Raw genomic sequence first — 15,344 nt, 5'->3', positions numbered from 1 at the left:
TCGGCCGGTATTCTGCATCCTCCCGAACCTGAAGCTCTTCATTTTTGTTTGCGTTGAGCCTACCCTGAAGGTGACTGCGCGCCTGGGTTCAGACTGAGTACACGATCGACCATCTTTCCAGACAGCCCGAGATAGTTGACAGGATCGCAATGGCGTTCCACGGCTTCAGCGCCGCCCAGCGCCTCGACGATTTCAGGTGTGGCAAGCAGGACGTCCTGCAATCGGCTTGCGCGCTCACGTGCCTCACGACAGGCGACATAGACGATATCATGCGCACGCTGCCTACCGAGCTTTGGCGCAGCAGCCATCATCACGGCCTCCGCGACGATCAGCCCTGACGTGAGGCTCAAATTCTCACGCATGCGCTTCGCGTCGACCGAAAGGCCGCCCAGCATGAAAATCATGTGTGAGCAAGCTGCAGCCGTTAGAATGAAGCTTTCGGGCACGGCGATCCATTCGAGATGCCACGGTCCGGTCGCGCGCTCGAAATCCTGCACCATTGCGTCAAGAATGAGGCCAACATGCTGCCGTACTGCCTTCGACGTTGCCAGGATCAGTTCGCAGGAGATCGGATTGCGCTTCTGAGGCATTGTGCTCGATGCGCCTCGACCTTGGACAAATGGCTCGGAGACTTCGCCGAATTCGGTCGACATCATCAACATCACGTCAGTCGCGACCTTCGCCAGCGACGCGGTGATCAGCCCCAAGACGGCAATGGTCTCGGCCACGCCATCTCTTGCCACGTGCCAGGTGATAGTTGGTTGCGCTAGGCCGAGTTCCTCGCAAAGTGCAGCTTGGACCTCAAGCCCTTTGTCGCCGAGCGAAGCGAGCGTGCCGGCTGCGCCCGAGAACGAACCGACAAGGACGCGCCGGCGCAGATCAGTCAGGCGAGTCAGATGCCGGTCAATCATCGAGAGCCAGACGGCCACCTTGTACCCGAACGTGATCGGCAGCGCCTGTTGCAGATGGGTACGGCCCGCCATCGGCGTGTCGCGGTGACGCGCGGCCAGTCTGACCATGCTCGCCCTGATGACCATCAGCTTCTGATTCAGGAGCTCTAGAGCGCGCCGGATCTGCAAAACGGTTGCAGTATCCATGATATCCTGGGTTGTTGCACCCCAATGAACGAAGCCGCCGGCATCACCCGCTGCCTCAGCGAGCTGATGAACGATGCCCAGGATCGGATAACCGACGTTCTCCGTTTCGCGCTGCAACCTCTCAAGGTCGACCGAGAGCTGCCTACTGGCACTCTCAATGGCCACCGCGGCTTGAGGCGGAACGATCCCTGCGTTTGCTTCTGCTCGTGCAAGCGCGACCTCGACTTCCAAATATCGCTGCACGAGGCTCTTATCAGAGAAGATATCGCGCATCTCGTCGTCGCCAAACATATTACGGAAGATATGGGAGCTCAGCATATAGTTACCTTTTAGTCACGATGACGATGACGCGGCCCACTGGTTTAGACGCGGGTCTAGTTGCCGATAAATGGGGCTCTCCATCTGTGTTCGCCAATCTTGGGAGAGCAAGGATATTGGCGGGTGCGCCGATGATCAAAGCTGAGAAGGCGGCACAGTGTTTAGACGTATTGGCTGGCCTTGCAAGAAAGCCCAATTAAGGACCTACCCCCCCCCTGCCGCTCGATAAGTCGTCACTCGATCTGCACGGCGTTTGTTCGAACATATTCTTTATCATGTACAATGGCGTTGACCTGCGAGTCAAATCCCAGTGCACACTTTTTGGCGGACGACAGGAGACGCGATGCGGCCGTGTTTGGTGCATCCGGGTTCGACGCGTAGCGCCTGGGTATTCCGATTCAGGGCATCGCGGCATTCTCCGGACCGAGACGGCCGGTGGTAAGGGAACATTGTGGACTCGGCGGTGGCCATCGCTCCCAGAAGGTTGAGCTTCCGATCGTCAATGTGGAGGCAAGAGTCTGGCGTAATCCAGATGTCGCCGCGACTGGCGATCGCATCTGCCATTTGATCAAACCTAGCGGCAATCGAACATCGCATCGCTAGCTTCGATTCGGTTCGGAGCCCAAGTCCTGATCCGCTTCGATAATCCCACCGGTGCGGGCGATCTAAGCCACTAACGGCGATCGACGCGCAGCTCTTTCGGCGGCAGCAAGACTGCTGTCGAAAGAGCTGAACAGCAAGAATTGCGAACGTTTTCCATTCGATTATTTGACGATCAAGGCGCGCGGCGTTGAGGTCAGGGGCTCATAGCCACTCTCAGTGACGGTGAAGGGTTGCGTGATGCAGATGCTCTTGTCCTCCAGCCAGAGCGCAGCCATCATGTGGAAGCACATACCCGGCTGAAGTACAGTATTGTCTCCCTTCCGCAAACTAGCCGTACGCTCAGCTGATGCGGGCGGATAGCCTATTCCTTGAGGATAGCCGAGCCTTGCCTCTTTTTTATATCCATGACGCGCGAGCGATTGGGCGTACGCTGCTTGGACTTCTGAGCATGTACGACCGGGACGAACGCTATCGAGGCCAGCATTTAGAGCTTCGACGGCAATCTCCGAGAACTTCTGGTAAGCGGGGCTAGGCTTTCCGACGACAATTGTGCGAGCGAGATTGACCTGGTAACGAAGACGAACTCCGTGAACTTCCATATAAACGGTCGTTGACGCCGGCAGCCGCTCGTCGGTCCAGGTCGGATGTGGCGCAAGGGCGCGTTCGCCCGCACCAAAGAACAGACAGGAACTATCATAGCTTCCGCCGAATTCGGGGGTACCCGCTATCTGCTGGTAATAGACGGCCGCTGCAATGTCGCATTCACGCACACCGGGCTCCATCATGTCGACGCCCCGCTTTATCATCGCATCGGCGATGCGGCCGGCTTGACGCATGCAAACGAGTTCGGCCGGACTCTTCACAATCCGGATCCAATTGACCAGCAGGTCGGCGTCTACGAACGTTGCAAGGGGCAGTGCCCGTACAAGATCCGCGTGGGCGCGCGCGGAATAGTAATAGCCTCCCATCTCCACGCCAATTCGCGCCGTTTCACCGCCAAGTTCTTTTACGATATCGGCCACAACGTCATACGCCGACAAACCAGTATGCGAGTTTACATATTCGTCCGGATAGGTTCTGATATTCTCGTCCGCAAGATAAGTGCCCATCATTGCCTGCGACCGCTCCATGAAACGCGCGATCCACAGGGGTTCGTCGTGAGAGAGCGCCACGATGACCATTTGGGGCGTATAGAACGAGAGGCTGTCATAGCCGGTTAGGTAATTTTGGTTGGGGGGCTCAGACAGAAGAAGAAAATCAATCTCTCTGTTGGACATTTCTTTTTTTACGGCCGCCAAACGGGCTGCGAATTCGGCTTGATCAAACGGAAGTGGCTTTTTCATTCTGCTGTAGCTCCAGATATTGATTGACCAGGTGCGTGGTCGCATGCTTGCATGAGATCAGCCCAGCCATTAGGACAGAGGGCCCTTTGCGAGAGATTGCCGTCTAAGAGCTGTCGCCAGCCCCGGCAGTTGAGGCGACCATCTCGGCTATTTCCCGGCTGAGCGGCGCGCGAATTCATTCATCGCTTCTCCCAGTTCGAGCTTAGTGCATCGCCTCGCCGTTTTCCTGCGTGGAATAGCTGCGATACCTATAATTCCTGCGCGGCCATAGCTATCTAGTCAGCTGGCTGGTCCGTCGGCTTCGTGGCAAACGTTTTCGATCTATCGAGTTGTCGCCATCAACGCAATGCTACGAGGCACTTGCTGTTTCCCGCGCAAACTGATCACGTCGATCTAGATCTTTGGTTGGTGATAGGGGACCCGCCCCGCATCTTGCAAACCATCGCGAGTGACTGCGGCTCTTTGAGGGGTCGTGTCCCCAGTGATGGTGTAGCTCGGTAGTGCAAAGCCGTCCGCACGCGCGCCCACAGATAGCGCCGTAGCGGGCGGACGGCTTTGCGGTGGTCACCGATGATTCGTCGGTAAGGTTTGGGTTGCGACACCAACCTGATTCGAGGAACCACCGATGACCGACGACATGATGAACCTGCGCGCGCTCGTGGAGAAGAGCCCGGACGCCGATCTTTTGCGCGAGATGATCGGCTTTGCCGCCCACCGGCTGATGGAGCTCGAGGTCGAGGGCCTGACCGGAGCGGCCTACGGCGAGAAGAACCAGGAGCGCCTGGTCCAGCGCAACGGCTACCGCGATCGGAGCTGGGAGACCCGCGCCGGCACCGTCGAGCTTCGCATCCCCAAACCGCGCAAGGGCTCCTACTTCCCGGGCTTCCTCGAACCGCGACGGATGGCGGAGAAGGCGCTCACGGCGGTGGTGCAGGAGGCCTATGTGCAGGGCGTCTCCACCCGCTCGGTCGACGACCTGGTGCAGGCCATGGGCATGAGCGGCATCTCCAAGAGCCAGGTGTCGCGGCTGTGCGGCGAGATCGACGACAAGGTGAAGGCTTTCCTGCAGCGGCCGATCGAAGGGGATTGGCCTTATCTGTGGATCGACGCCACCTACGTGAAGGTGCGCCAGAACGGGCGCATCGTCTCGGTCGCAGTCATCATCGCGGTCGGGGTCAACAGCGATGGCCGCCGCGAGGTGCTCGGCATGGACATCGGTCCGTCCGAGGCCGAGACGTTCTGGACCGCGTTCCTGCGCAAGCTCGCCCGCCGCGGCCTGCGCGGCGTCAAGCTGGTCGTGTCCGACGCCCATGAGGGGATCAAGGCTACGGTCGGAAAGATCCTCAACGCCACCTGGCAGCGCTGCCGCGTTCACTTCATGCGCAACGCGCTGGCGCATGCCGGCAAGAGTGGCCGCCGCGTCGTCTCCGCCTTCATTGCCACCGCCTTTGCCCAGGACGATGCCGAGGCGGCGCGCGCGCAATGGCGGCGCATCGCCGATCAGCTGCGTCCCAAACTGCCAAAGCTCGCGGCGTTCCTCGATGAGGCCGAAACCGATGTGCTGGCCTATATGAGCTTCCCGGCCGCGCACCGGGCCAAGCTGCACTCGACCAATCCGCTTGAACGCGTCAACGGCGAGATCAAGCGGCGGACCGAAGTGGTCGGCATCTTCCCCAATGAGGACGCCATCACCCGTCTGGTCGGCGCCATCCTGCTCGAACAGAACGACGAGTGGGCCGTCCAACGCGGTCGCTACATGACACTGGAAACGATCGCGTCTTTGGGCGATGATCCCGCCGTCAGCTTCCCGGCTATCGCCAGCTGACCGATCCGGCCCATGCCGGCGAACGTGGTCACACCCACTCAGCTACACCACGCTAAGGGACACGATCCTTTGAGGGGTACGACCTGGAGCGGCGGTTAAGAGTTCAAAGGCGCCCCCAAAGCGTATCGAGGCAGGATTCGGCAGGAGGAAGACGTTGCAAGGAATGACCACCTTGCGGCTGTGATCTACTAGCAGGTGTGTTGCCGTGCCGTCGCCTATTTTCCGGCGCGGGACCTCGGGGAGCCGGCTTCTTCCTGCTTGCGTACTCACTCAAGTGATAGAGTGACAGAGATCGCGGATCGAACGGGTACGACGAGCGGAGAGTCTCGTAAAGTTGGCGGTCGGCCTCTGTCGTCCAGCCTCAAAATCGCGGGCGATCAAGGGGGGATGTAGATCAATCAAGCCACGCGTATGTTTGCAGACCAAGGCGAGAAGGTGGGCCTGACTGTGAAAAGCTCCACGCCTTTGCTCCCGGAGTGCGTCCGTAGGAAGCGCACCCGCGACTAGATGATTCCGCGGAGTCTCAGTGTCTCGATGTCATCTTTCGGCACTCCTAGCAACTCGGAAAGAACCGCATCGGTATGTTGTCCGAGCGCTGGGGGCGCCTGAGCTTCGGAAACTGTTGCTGCCGAGAACTTCATTGGAGAGCCTACGAGGCGAAGGTCTCCTCCGGAAGGATGAGCCACACTCACGCACATCTGGCGGTGTCTGACCTGGGGGTCATCGAAGACCCGGTCCAATGTGTTGATCGGTCCGCAAGGGACGCGGGCGGCCTCCAGAACCGTTAGCCAGTGGTCGGTCGAGTGCCGGGAAATCAGTGATGGTCTGCGCCCGCCCGAGGATGAGGGCGTGGATGTTGTGCGTCCCCTCGTAGGTGTTCACCGCTTCGAGGTTCATCACGTGTCTGATGACATGGAATTCGTCGGAGATGCCGTTGCCGCCGTGCAGATCCCGAGCGAGCCGTGCAATATCGAGTGCCTTGCCACAATTGTTGCGCTTCACAAGGGAGATCATCTCGGGAGCTTCACGACCCTCGTCCATCAATCGGCCGACCCTTAGGGCCGTTTGCAGACCGAGCGCGGTCTCGGTCATCATACTTGAGAGCTTGACCTGCACGATCTGATTAGCCGCGAGCGGCCGCCCAAATTGCTTGCGGTCCAGCGTGTACCGACGCGCTGCGTGCCAACAGAACTCAGCGGCTCCCATCGCACCCCATGAGATGCCATAGCGGGCGCGATTGAGGCAGCCGAACGGCCCCTTCAAGCCTTTGACGTTGGTAGAACATTATCTTCGCCCACGCGGACGCCTTCCATTACGATCTCTCCCGTAATGGATGCGCGCAGGCTGAACTTGCCTTCAATCTTGGGCGTGGTCAAACCGGCCATTCCTCTTTCGAGCACGAATCCTCGAATGAGGTCGTCATCCGTCTTGGCCCAGACGACCGTCCGCTATGGGGGAGTTGGTGATCCACATCTTCGTGCCGGTAAGCTCAAATCCGCCCTTCACGGGCCTCGCACGCGTGATCATCGAACCCGGATCGGACCCGTGGTTCGGCTCGGTTAGACCGAAGCATCCAACCCATTCTCCCGACGTCAGCTTGGGCAAGTACTTGCGCCTCTGTTGCTCGGTCCCGTAGACGTATATTGGATGCATCACAAGGGACGATTGGACACTCATGGCAGATCTGTAGCCGCTGTTGACGCGCTCGACCTCGCGTGCAATCAGGCAGTAGGAGACATAGCCAAGGCCAGCTCCGCCATATTCCTCAGGGAGTGTGGCACCGAGAAATCCGAGCGCGCCCATTTCAGTCATGATCTCCCGATGAAAAGTCTCGCTCCGGTTGGCTTCGAGGATCCGGGGCATCAGGTTTTCCTGACAGTAGGAATGGGCCATTTGGCGGACCAATCTTTCTTCGTCAGTGAGTTGCTGGTCGAGAAGAAGCGGGTTTTCCTAGTTGACGGCTGCATGGCGTGCTCCGGAATTAGTGCGTGATGATGCTGAAACCGGACTATGCGCCTTCGTCTCAAACCGGAAGAATAGAATCTCGATGGTACGCTTCTCGTTATGAGAAAGCTCCCTGGACTGGGGCCTGAGCGGTATAGTCGAACTCCTGACCGCTCAAAGAGGCCCCTTTCAGCAGCACCAATTAGTTGGGGCTGAAATCAATATTGTGGGTGCACTTAATGATTGCTCCGTATCGCTCTCGGTAAGGAAGGTTTAGCAGGATTGTTGCCAGCGCTTGCGCGATCGGTACGTTTTGCAAACGGCGCAAATGTGCGTATCACCTACCCTGAGAGTTCGCCCATGGACCTTCGTCAGCTCCGATATTTTCTTGGTATCGTGGAACACGGGTCTATTGCTAGGGCGGCTGACGAATTGCATGTTGCCCAGTCGGCCATCAGTCTTCATCTGAACCGGCTTGAGAAGGAACTGGGCTGCAGTCTGGTTCACCGCCCCCCCGGGGCATCGTGCCGACAGAGAGCGGGGAGGCTTGCTAGCCGCGCGCGGTCGGTTCTGACGGATATAGGGACAATCGCAGAAGAGGTGCGAGGTATAAAAGCGGAACCGTCGGGAAGTGTGATCGTCGGAATGCCCACCTCGCTCGGCATCGCGTTGAGGGTACCGCTTGCAATAACGATCCCCCGCCAGTACCCGCTCATCCGCCTTCGTATCGCAGAAGGCTTGTCGTGTCATATGTCTCAATGGCTACTGGCAGGCCAGCTCGATTTGGCGCTCGTGTTCGGCAGCAACATCATCTCGGGAATTTCGAAGGAGCTGCTCGCCAGAGAGCACTTGAACCTGGTGGGAGCTGAAGGCGCTGAGGCCGTGTCCTCGTGCAGCGAGATGCCTGTATCGGCACTGTTCGATTTACCCCTGATCCTCCCAGGCCGTCCGCACGGGCTGAGAGAGGAGGTTGAGCGGGGCAGCATCCCGGCACGGCCACAGGCCCAATGTGGTCATGGAAATCGCTTCTTTGGAGAACATAAAATCGTTGGTCGCTGAACGCATCGGATATACCGTGCTCTCTGCGCGAGTGGCCGAACACGGATCGATTTCCGCGCGCCTGAAGTGTCGTCCGATAGCGGAGCCACGCATCGAAAGGTCGATCTACCTGGCGCGCTCGTCCAAGACGCCCCCTTCCATGACTGCGAGCAGCGTCACGATGGTGCTTTCGAGCCCTGTTTGCCCATTCACTGACGGACGACATCGGCGCGTGATCGTGTCGGCCACTTAATCACAGGGGAGATCGCGAGCCCGCTCTAGTCAAGGCGGGAAGACATTGTCCCGGAGCCAGGCGAGCCTACAGCGATGGACTGGCAACGATCGAGGTTCCACGGGCCTTGGATCCAGCTTCAACGTGCTTTCGCCTGCGGCACAAGGTCCTTGCCAACCGAGATCGCCCTGGAATCGATGATGCCGTGAAGGATCGCCGGCTTGCCCGAAGCCAGCGCACGCTCGAACGCCGGCGCGAATTCTTCCGTGCGCTCGACCCGCTCGCCGTGGCCGCCGAAACGCTTTTGCGTACATCGCAAAGTCGGGATTCTTGAGCTGCGTGCCGACGACGCGGCCGGGATAGTCGCGCTCCTGGTGCATGCGGATGGTGCCGTATTGCGAATTGTCGACCACGATCACGATCAGCGGCGCGTCGTATTGCACGGCGGTCGCGAACTCCCGGCCGTTCATCAGGAAGCAGCCGTCGCCGGCAAAGGCGACGAGACGCGATCCGGATATTGCACTTCGCGAGCACGCCCGCAGGCACGCCTAGCCCATCGAGCCCGAGGTCGGCGCGAGCTGGGCGGCAAAGCTGTGGAAGCGGTGGTGGGGATGAATCCAGCCGGCATAGTTGCCTGCGCCGTTGCAGACGATCGCGTCCTTCGGCAGGCGGTCGCGCAGCCAGGTCATGACCTGGCCGTATTGGAAGGTGCCCGGCAGCTCGCGCGCCTTCTCGGTCCAGGCGAGATAGTCGGCATGCACCTTGCCGGCCTCGCCCTTCCAGGCGACCGCGCCAGAAGGCTTCAACGTCTCGACGGCAGCGGCGAATGCGGCAGGCGTCGCCTGGATCGCCAGCGCCGGCTGATAGACGCGGCCGAGCTCTTCCGAGCCCGGATGGACGTGGATCAGCTTCTGCTGCGGGGTCGGAATATCGAGCAGCGTGTAGGATGAGGACGGCATCTCCGACATGCGGCCGCCAATCAGCAGGATGACGTCGGCCTTGGTGATGCGGTCCTTCAGGCCCGGGCTCGGCCCGATGCCGAGATCGCCGGCATAGTGCGAATGATCGGCGTCGATCAGCGAGGCGCGGCGGGACGAGGTCGCGACCGGCAGGTCGAACCGTTCGGCGAAGCGCGCGATGCTCTTGGTGGCTTCATCAGTCCAGCGCGAGCCGCCGAGGATGACGAGCGGCGCCTTGGCGCTCGCCAGCATCGCACCGACTCGCTCGATATCATCAGGCGCCGGCCAGCTCACCACCGGCTCGATGCGCATCGCATCGGCGACGGCAGCGGTCTCGGTCAGCATGTTCTCCGGCAGCGCGATCACGACGGGGCCGGGGCGACCCTGCACCGCAACGCGGAAGGCGCGCGCGACCCGCTCCGGAATGCGGTCGGGACGATCGATCTCGACGGCCCATTTCGCCATGGAGCCGAACACCGCCTTGTAGTCGAGCTCCTGGAACGCCTCGCGCTCGCGCATGCCGGTGTCGACCTGGCCGACGAACAGGATCATCGGCGTCGAATCCTGCATCGCGATGTGGACGCCGTGGCTGGCATTGGTCGCTCCCGGGCCGCGGGTGACGAAGCAGACACCGGGGCGTCCGGTGAGCTTGCCATAGGCCTCCGCCATCATCGCAGCGCCGCCTTCGGCGCGGCAGATCACGACGTCGATCGGGCTGTCATGCAGCGCATCGAGCGCCGCCAGATAGCTCTCGCCCGGCACGCAGGTGACGCGCTCGACGCCTTGGGCAACGAGCTGGTCGAACGAATTCGGAGGATTGTGGGAGACGAGCTCCTCTCACACAGGATGGCGACAGGTTGATCAAGTTGAGCGGCGCGATGGCGGGCATTGGTCAGAATCGGCGACGGCTGCGATCGACCTACGAGTTCAGGAAATCGAGGAGGTAGCGGACCGTAAGCTCAGTCGTTGGAATGATGAGGTCGTCCGACGCTCCAAATGTCGGCGTGTGAACATGCGACTCGTTGCCGGGCGCGCGACTGCCAAACCAGAAATAGATCGACGGCACGCATGCCGAGTAGAAGCCGAAATCGTCACTGCCCGCGATCTCTTTCCTATCATTGAAGGCGTCGCGACCAACACTCTCATGAACGAGTTGCCGAAAGCGCTTGACCATGTCGGAATCATTGATCACGGGAGGCTCGCCGGAGCGGATGACGCAGTCGGCCTGGCCGCGGTGCATGGCGGCGACCCCGTCGGCTACTTCGCGCAAACGTTGCGATAGCAGCGCACGGCGGTCCGGGCTGCGGGTCCTAATAGTTCCCTTCATGACAACGGAAGGGCAGATGATGTTGGCGGCGGTTCCGCCATGAATAGTACCCACCGTCACAACTGCGCCGTCATCGGCAGGCATTTCGCGCGAAACTAACTTCTGTACCTCATTGACAAAGGCGGCAGCGATGGAGATCGCGTCGATGCCCTTATGTGGTGCGGCACCATGGGCCATTTTGCCAGAGATGGTGACGGTGAACTGGTCGGCAGATTTGCTTACCGCACCTTCACGGGCACCGAATTTGCCAGCCGGAATTTCCGGACTGACGTGAAAGCCGACGGCTCGGTCGAAGCCTTCGAGCAGCCTCTCGTCTGCCACCGTTTGACCACCGAGAGGCTCAGTCTCTTCGGCTGGCTGGAAGAAGACGCGGACCCGACCCGCGAAGTTGTCCCGCATTCGGTGGAATGCGAGCGCGATGCCGAGCGCGATCGAGCTGTGCATGTCGTGGCCGCAGGCATGCATGACCCCATCGATCTGGGATTGATAGGGCAGATCGCCTCGCGCCTCCTTGATTGGCAGCGCATCGATGTCGCCACGTACCGCGATCCATCGCTTTGGACCCGAGGCAGTGCCCTCGATGTCGACATAGAGGCCTGTATTGTGGAAGACCTTGATGCCCCTGAGGCCGAAGCGCTCCAGCACGCTGCGTATCCGTTCTTGCGTCTTCCATTCCGCATTGGAAAGCTCAGGCTCGCGATGCATGGCATGACGCAGCTCGATCACCGCGTCGCGCTCGGCATCGGATAGGAACGTGTTGCTGCGGCTGTTCATTCGGCTTGACTCCCCGCCCTTCGACCAGGGCTCCTTTCAGCCGAAGATTACACCGGCTCAAGGAAGAAGATCGGCTAACTGCCTGGCAAGGGCGCATTTGTGAGGCGTTTTCTCAACTCTGACGCCGAAGTCCATCGTGGAAATCGGCCATGGCTCGATCCCTTCCAATTGATGCGAACAGCTCACCTTCAGCCAAGCGCGACACTGCCGCAAACGTCCGTTGCGTCTTTTGGCTCACCGGCCGTAGTGAATGAAGCTTGTGACTGCAGTTGGCAACAGACGACAGCACGGCCCCTGCCCCATCCCAGCGGTCTTCGCGACCATGCCCAGGATTGAGCAGTTGCCCCCCTCACCGGCCTTGCCCGTGGACGGTAGTGCCTGAGCCAGCGACGACTGGTTTACGTCCTTGGCAGCCAGCAGGAGCCCCCTCAACTCGTGGCCAAGCCTAAGAACCACTAAGCGAGCCGTCGGCCTTACGCGGGATGGCGCCGGATGCCTCGCGCCAGGATTGGCTTGTCGTTCTCCCCTCTTCGCTGGGAGGCGCGCAGCAGTCCTGCTAGATCGACTTGGGAGCTGCCATGCTGCGCCCGCTCATCAATAACCTCGCATTGGCAACCGCGTCGAACACCGGCAGGTTCGTCTGCTCGCGAACCTGCTGAGCCGCTATGGGAAATCCCGCGCATTCGAAGAGGATGGCCTCGATGTCATCGTATCGTTTGCGCATCACCGCGATAGCGGACAGCACATCATTTGTCAGCTGTTCAACCGTGCAATTGTTTTCAGGTTCTGACATAACCCTCCATGTCTCTGAGTTTTCAATGCCGGCGACGGCTACGCGCTCATTCGACCTGACGCCGGCGAGCTTAAGCAGATCGGCGATCAATGGCCTCGAATCGAACGTCAAGATGCCGATACGCCCTTTGATGGTCGCAATGAGATAAGGCAGGAGCAATAGGGAAGACATCGACACTGGCACCGGCAGAGCCTCGGTCATTGCACTCTGGAATTTGAGCGTAAATCCACAGTTGCTTGTAATCGCGACTGCGCCCTCACGCACCAAATCCTTTGCCGTGCTTATGTACGCGGCCACCAATTTGCTATCTTCATGGCCAAAGACGACATTCTTGCTCCAAGCGCCAAGAACAGGTCGGGGAAATGGTTGGAAATGGGAAAGTGGCTGGATGGCTGAGCGACCCGTACATGGTCTGCGGAGTATTCTGTAGCTGCAATATTCCGAGTGCACCGCCGCTCTGGGTCATATCCGATCTTCCTCCCGTGAAAACTATGAGCTCATTGCCGTTTGGCAGAATATATCTCGGTATCGCCACCGATCGGTGGCTCCCATGAGATCTCGCCACATTGGGAGATCAAGAATGGCGGTCTTAGAACTACACGGTCCCACGAACTAAAATTAAACTGATGTCGGTCTCATACGGCAGGATTCCTGCGTCTTGCCGGCAAGAAATGACGTTTTCCCGCTGGTGGCGTCGGGCCGGCGGTTTAAACGACCAGAGATGACACGAGATGTTGGGTCGCAATTATGTTCGATGACGCGATGAGCGAGAGCCCAACCGGACCAGGCACGCAAAAGATCAAAATGGAGATCGGCGCGTGTTCCCCGTTGCAAGAGAAGCAACGTGTTTACCGCCGTCTTCCGAAACCGAAATCGTCCGCAAAGCCGACACAGCTGAATGATGGCCGCACCCGGCGTGCCGTTGAGGAATGCGAATACCTGTGAAAGAGCCATACAGATCGGTTTTGGAAGTCTATGCCCTACAGTTCATACGGTCGCTGTCGTCTGCGCTCTGATCCGGCAGACGTCGGTAGTCGATCGGAGGTCAATCGGATTAAGAGCGCCTTAGAACCTCCTTCCTTTTGGCTGGCCGGGCGCACGCGTACATCCGTCGCATGTGCACCGGATTGATCGAGCTGACGCATAACGCGGCGATTGATGGCCGCGCGCAACACGATGCTGAGCCGCGGTATTCGATTGGTGCGGCGACCTGCTGGCGGCAATGTGTAGCATGACGTCAAGAACAAGACAGCACCGCGCGCAATAATCTCTTGCTGTCCGGCCTTCCGCCGGATCGAAACACAATAGCGGATCTAACGGGGGCGCCCAGTCGCTCAGCGCGCAACTCGCAAGTTGAGACGCAAGTAGCCGATGACTGGGCCTCCGAAAGACCCGCATAGACTAGATAAGGTCGAAAGCTTTCGTGGCACATTCGTCAATACTTCGACGCCGGACTCAGTTACCCGCACGCACTCGCTGATCACGTAGCCAAAGTCCTCCGCGATAGCCCAGTTGCCAAGGTGCACATGAAAGGTCATGTTCGGTTTCAGAATAGTCTGGTCGCCAACCTTGATGCTGGCGGTCTGCTCCTGCCAATCGATCCCGATAGGATAGCCAAAACGGGACTCTTTCTTGACCCCGAACTTCTCGACCGCTCGATTGGCTGCCTCGGCGACCTCACCACAGGTGCGTCCCGCGCAGATTGTAGCCAGCGCAGCTTCCAGCCCCGCGGCCTGAGCCTCATGTACGCGGCGTAACCGGTCGGAAGGTTGGCCGATGGAGAACGTCCGGCTGATCGGGGCAGTATAGCCATGACGGACACCGGCGATTTCCAGATTGATCTGCGAGCCCGGGCGGAAGACATCATCGCTCCACGTGATGTGGCTCGTTCCCGTTCGTGGCGAGGAGCACAATAGGGAGTTGCAATCCAGGTCCCGGGCTTGCCATTGGCACCGCGCGCCAACGTCGACACAATTTCTGCGATCGCATCAGCCTCCCGCACTCCCGCACGAAAGATCTCCGCCGCGCGCGCGACAGCGGCGTCGGTAATGGCGGCCGCCTCTTTCAGGACCGATATCTCAAGTTCCGATTTAACCATTCGGATCCAGTTCACGGCACTGGTGCAATCCACGAGTGTCGCGTCGAGCAGGCGCGTGTTGAATTTCTCTACCGCAGGTGCCGACAGTACACCCCTCTCGAGCCCCACAGCGCGGTTTGCGAGGCCCGATTCGTGCAAGAAATCGATGATCGCGTCGTAGCCGTCCTTGTTCGGGTTGCCGACAAGCGACTCTGGATAGCCGATGACCTTGCCGTGCTCCAGGAACGTCTGATGAAGTGCGGCCGGCGCGTCCATTTCTCGCATCAAGAACGTCGGCTCCTCCTGGTCCATCGAAACAACGAGGGCCTGCGGGACATAACCCGACCGAGCCGTATAGCCCGTGAGATAGTTTTGATTTGAGCTGTTGCTGACAACGAGCGCCTCGACTTTTCGCCGCGCCATCTCTGATTTCACCACGGCAAGCCGGCGCATGTACTCTGTGCGAGGGAAGGCCTGCGGTGCTTTGCTGATCGTCATTGTCTTAGCTCCATTGAGATGCGTCGAGATTGGCGAGGGCGGCAGAAGAGGACATCGAAAGCTCTATTGCAGAGCCTGCTTCGCTAAACGCAAAACACCTGACACTTGTCGAGTTCGGGGCAGCTCGGCGGGCGACGATATCGTCTCGGTAATATTATTATCGCCCCCGAATGCCCGATTTCGTCAATGTAGAGGGGCTGATGGACGAAACCCTGCGCCTGCTTGGCAGAACGGGAGCCATTCGTGCGGACATCGAGTCGAACGGGCATGAGAGGCCGTCGCGGCTTCAGAAATAAGCGCGCTCGCACGATGTATCGCAGCCAAACCGGCCATTGCGAGCGACGAACATTAAGCTCTTTGGTGGCAGTTAAATCGAACGACGGCATGCAATAGCGTTCTCCCAAAGTGACAAAGCAAATGTATGTGGCCGCCCAGTGCAAACGTCTGGTGATTGTGGGCGTTTTCCATTGCGGATCACGGCAGCCATGCCGGGCTCTACCTGGCAAGCCACGGAGA

General features: G+C 59.5%; 9 protein-coding genes and 3 pseudogenes. 3 read left to right on the top strand and 9 right to left on the bottom strand.

The window, feature by feature from the left end:
• Positions 1-59 precede the first annotated feature (59 nt).
• Together P6U28_RS39195 and P6U28_RS39190 are read right to left on the bottom strand one after the other, a co-directional pair.
• Positions 60-1,415: an adenylosuccinate lyase family protein gene (locus tag P6U28_RS39195; protein ID WP_407121240.1), complete on the bottom strand. Its 1,356-nt coding sequence runs from the start codon at positions 1,413-1,415 to the stop codon at positions 60-62.
• Positions 1,416-2,179: 764 nt separating this feature from the next.
• Entirely contained in the window at positions 2,180-3,361 is a 1,182-nt protein-coding gene (locus tag P6U28_RS39190; RefSeq protein WP_407121238.1) for a M24 family metallopeptidase, read from the bottom strand.
• A 625-nt stretch (positions 3,362-3,986) separates the two neighbouring features.
• Here P6U28_RS39190 and P6U28_RS39185 point away from each other — a divergent pair.
• Positions 3,987-5,186, top strand: coding sequence for an IS256 family transposase (locus P6U28_RS39185; protein WP_407121236.1), 1,200 nt, complete (start codon positions 3,987-3,989; stop codon positions 5,184-5,186).
• A 503-nt stretch (positions 5,187-5,689) separates the two neighbouring features.
• Here P6U28_RS39185 and P6U28_RS39180 read toward each other — a convergent pair.
• Both P6U28_RS39180 and P6U28_RS39175 read right to left on the bottom strand, forming a co-directional pair.
• Positions 5,690-5,965, bottom strand: coding sequence for a CoA transferase (locus P6U28_RS39180; protein WP_407123171.1), 276 nt, complete (start codon positions 5,963-5,965; stop codon positions 5,690-5,692).
• Between the two features lie 43 nt (positions 5,966-6,008).
• Positions 6,009-7,133 (bottom strand): annotated as a pseudogene (locus P6U28_RS39175) (acyl-CoA dehydrogenase); the annotation flags it as partial.
• Positions 7,134-7,490: 357 nt separating this feature from the next.
• Here P6U28_RS39175 and P6U28_RS39170 point away from each other — a divergent pair.
• Positions 7,491-8,189 carry a LysR family transcriptional regulator gene (locus tag P6U28_RS39170; protein WP_407121234.1) on the top strand — a complete coding sequence of 233 codons (699 nt, stop codon included), beginning with the start codon at positions 7,491-7,493 and terminating at the stop codon, positions 8,187-8,189.
• Positions 8,146-8,421, top strand: a complete 276-nt coding sequence (locus P6U28_RS39165) for a LysR substrate-binding domain-containing protein (RefSeq protein WP_407121232.1) — start codon at positions 8,146-8,148, stop codon at positions 8,419-8,421. Before P6U28_RS39170 ends, P6U28_RS39165 begins: the two co-directional genes overlap by 44 nt.
• A 118-nt stretch (positions 8,422-8,539) precedes the next feature.
• Here P6U28_RS39165 and P6U28_RS39160 read toward each other — a convergent pair.
• From P6U28_RS39160 to P6U28_RS39140, 5 genes and pseudogenes are all read right to left on the bottom strand, one after another.
• A pseudogene (locus P6U28_RS39160) lies at positions 8,540-10,160 on the bottom strand (thiamine pyrophosphate-binding protein); the annotation flags it as partial.
• A 118-nt stretch (positions 10,161-10,278) separates the two neighbouring features.
• On the bottom strand, positions 10,279-11,460 hold the full coding sequence (locus P6U28_RS39155) for a M20 family metallopeptidase (protein ID WP_407121230.1): 1,182 nt from the start codon (positions 11,458-11,460) through the stop codon (positions 10,279-10,281).
• Positions 11,461-12,016: 556 nt separating this feature from the next.
• On the bottom strand, positions 12,017-12,550 hold the full coding sequence (locus tag P6U28_RS39150; protein ID WP_407123170.1) for an aspartate/glutamate racemase family protein: 534 nt from the start codon (positions 12,548-12,550) through the stop codon (positions 12,017-12,019).
• Positions 12,551-13,587: 1,037 nt separating this feature from the next.
• Positions 13,588-14,166 carry a M24 family metallopeptidase gene (locus P6U28_RS39145; RefSeq protein WP_407123169.1) on the bottom strand — a complete coding sequence of 193 codons (579 nt, stop codon included), beginning with the start codon at positions 14,164-14,166 and terminating at the stop codon, positions 13,588-13,590.
• Positions 14,167-14,405: 239 nt separating this feature from the next.
• Positions 14,406-14,753, bottom strand: a pseudogene (locus tag P6U28_RS39140) (aminopeptidase P family N-terminal domain-containing protein); the annotation flags it as partial.
• Positions 14,754-15,344 lie beyond the last annotated feature (591 nt).

The sequence above is a fragment of the Bradyrhizobium sp. STM 3561 genome (assembly GCF_045571455.1).
GTDB classification, from domain to species: Bacteria; Pseudomonadota; Alphaproteobacteria; order Rhizobiales; family Xanthobacteraceae; genus Bradyrhizobium; species Bradyrhizobium vignae.
This window is presented reverse-complemented; position numbering and strand designations above follow the sequence as displayed.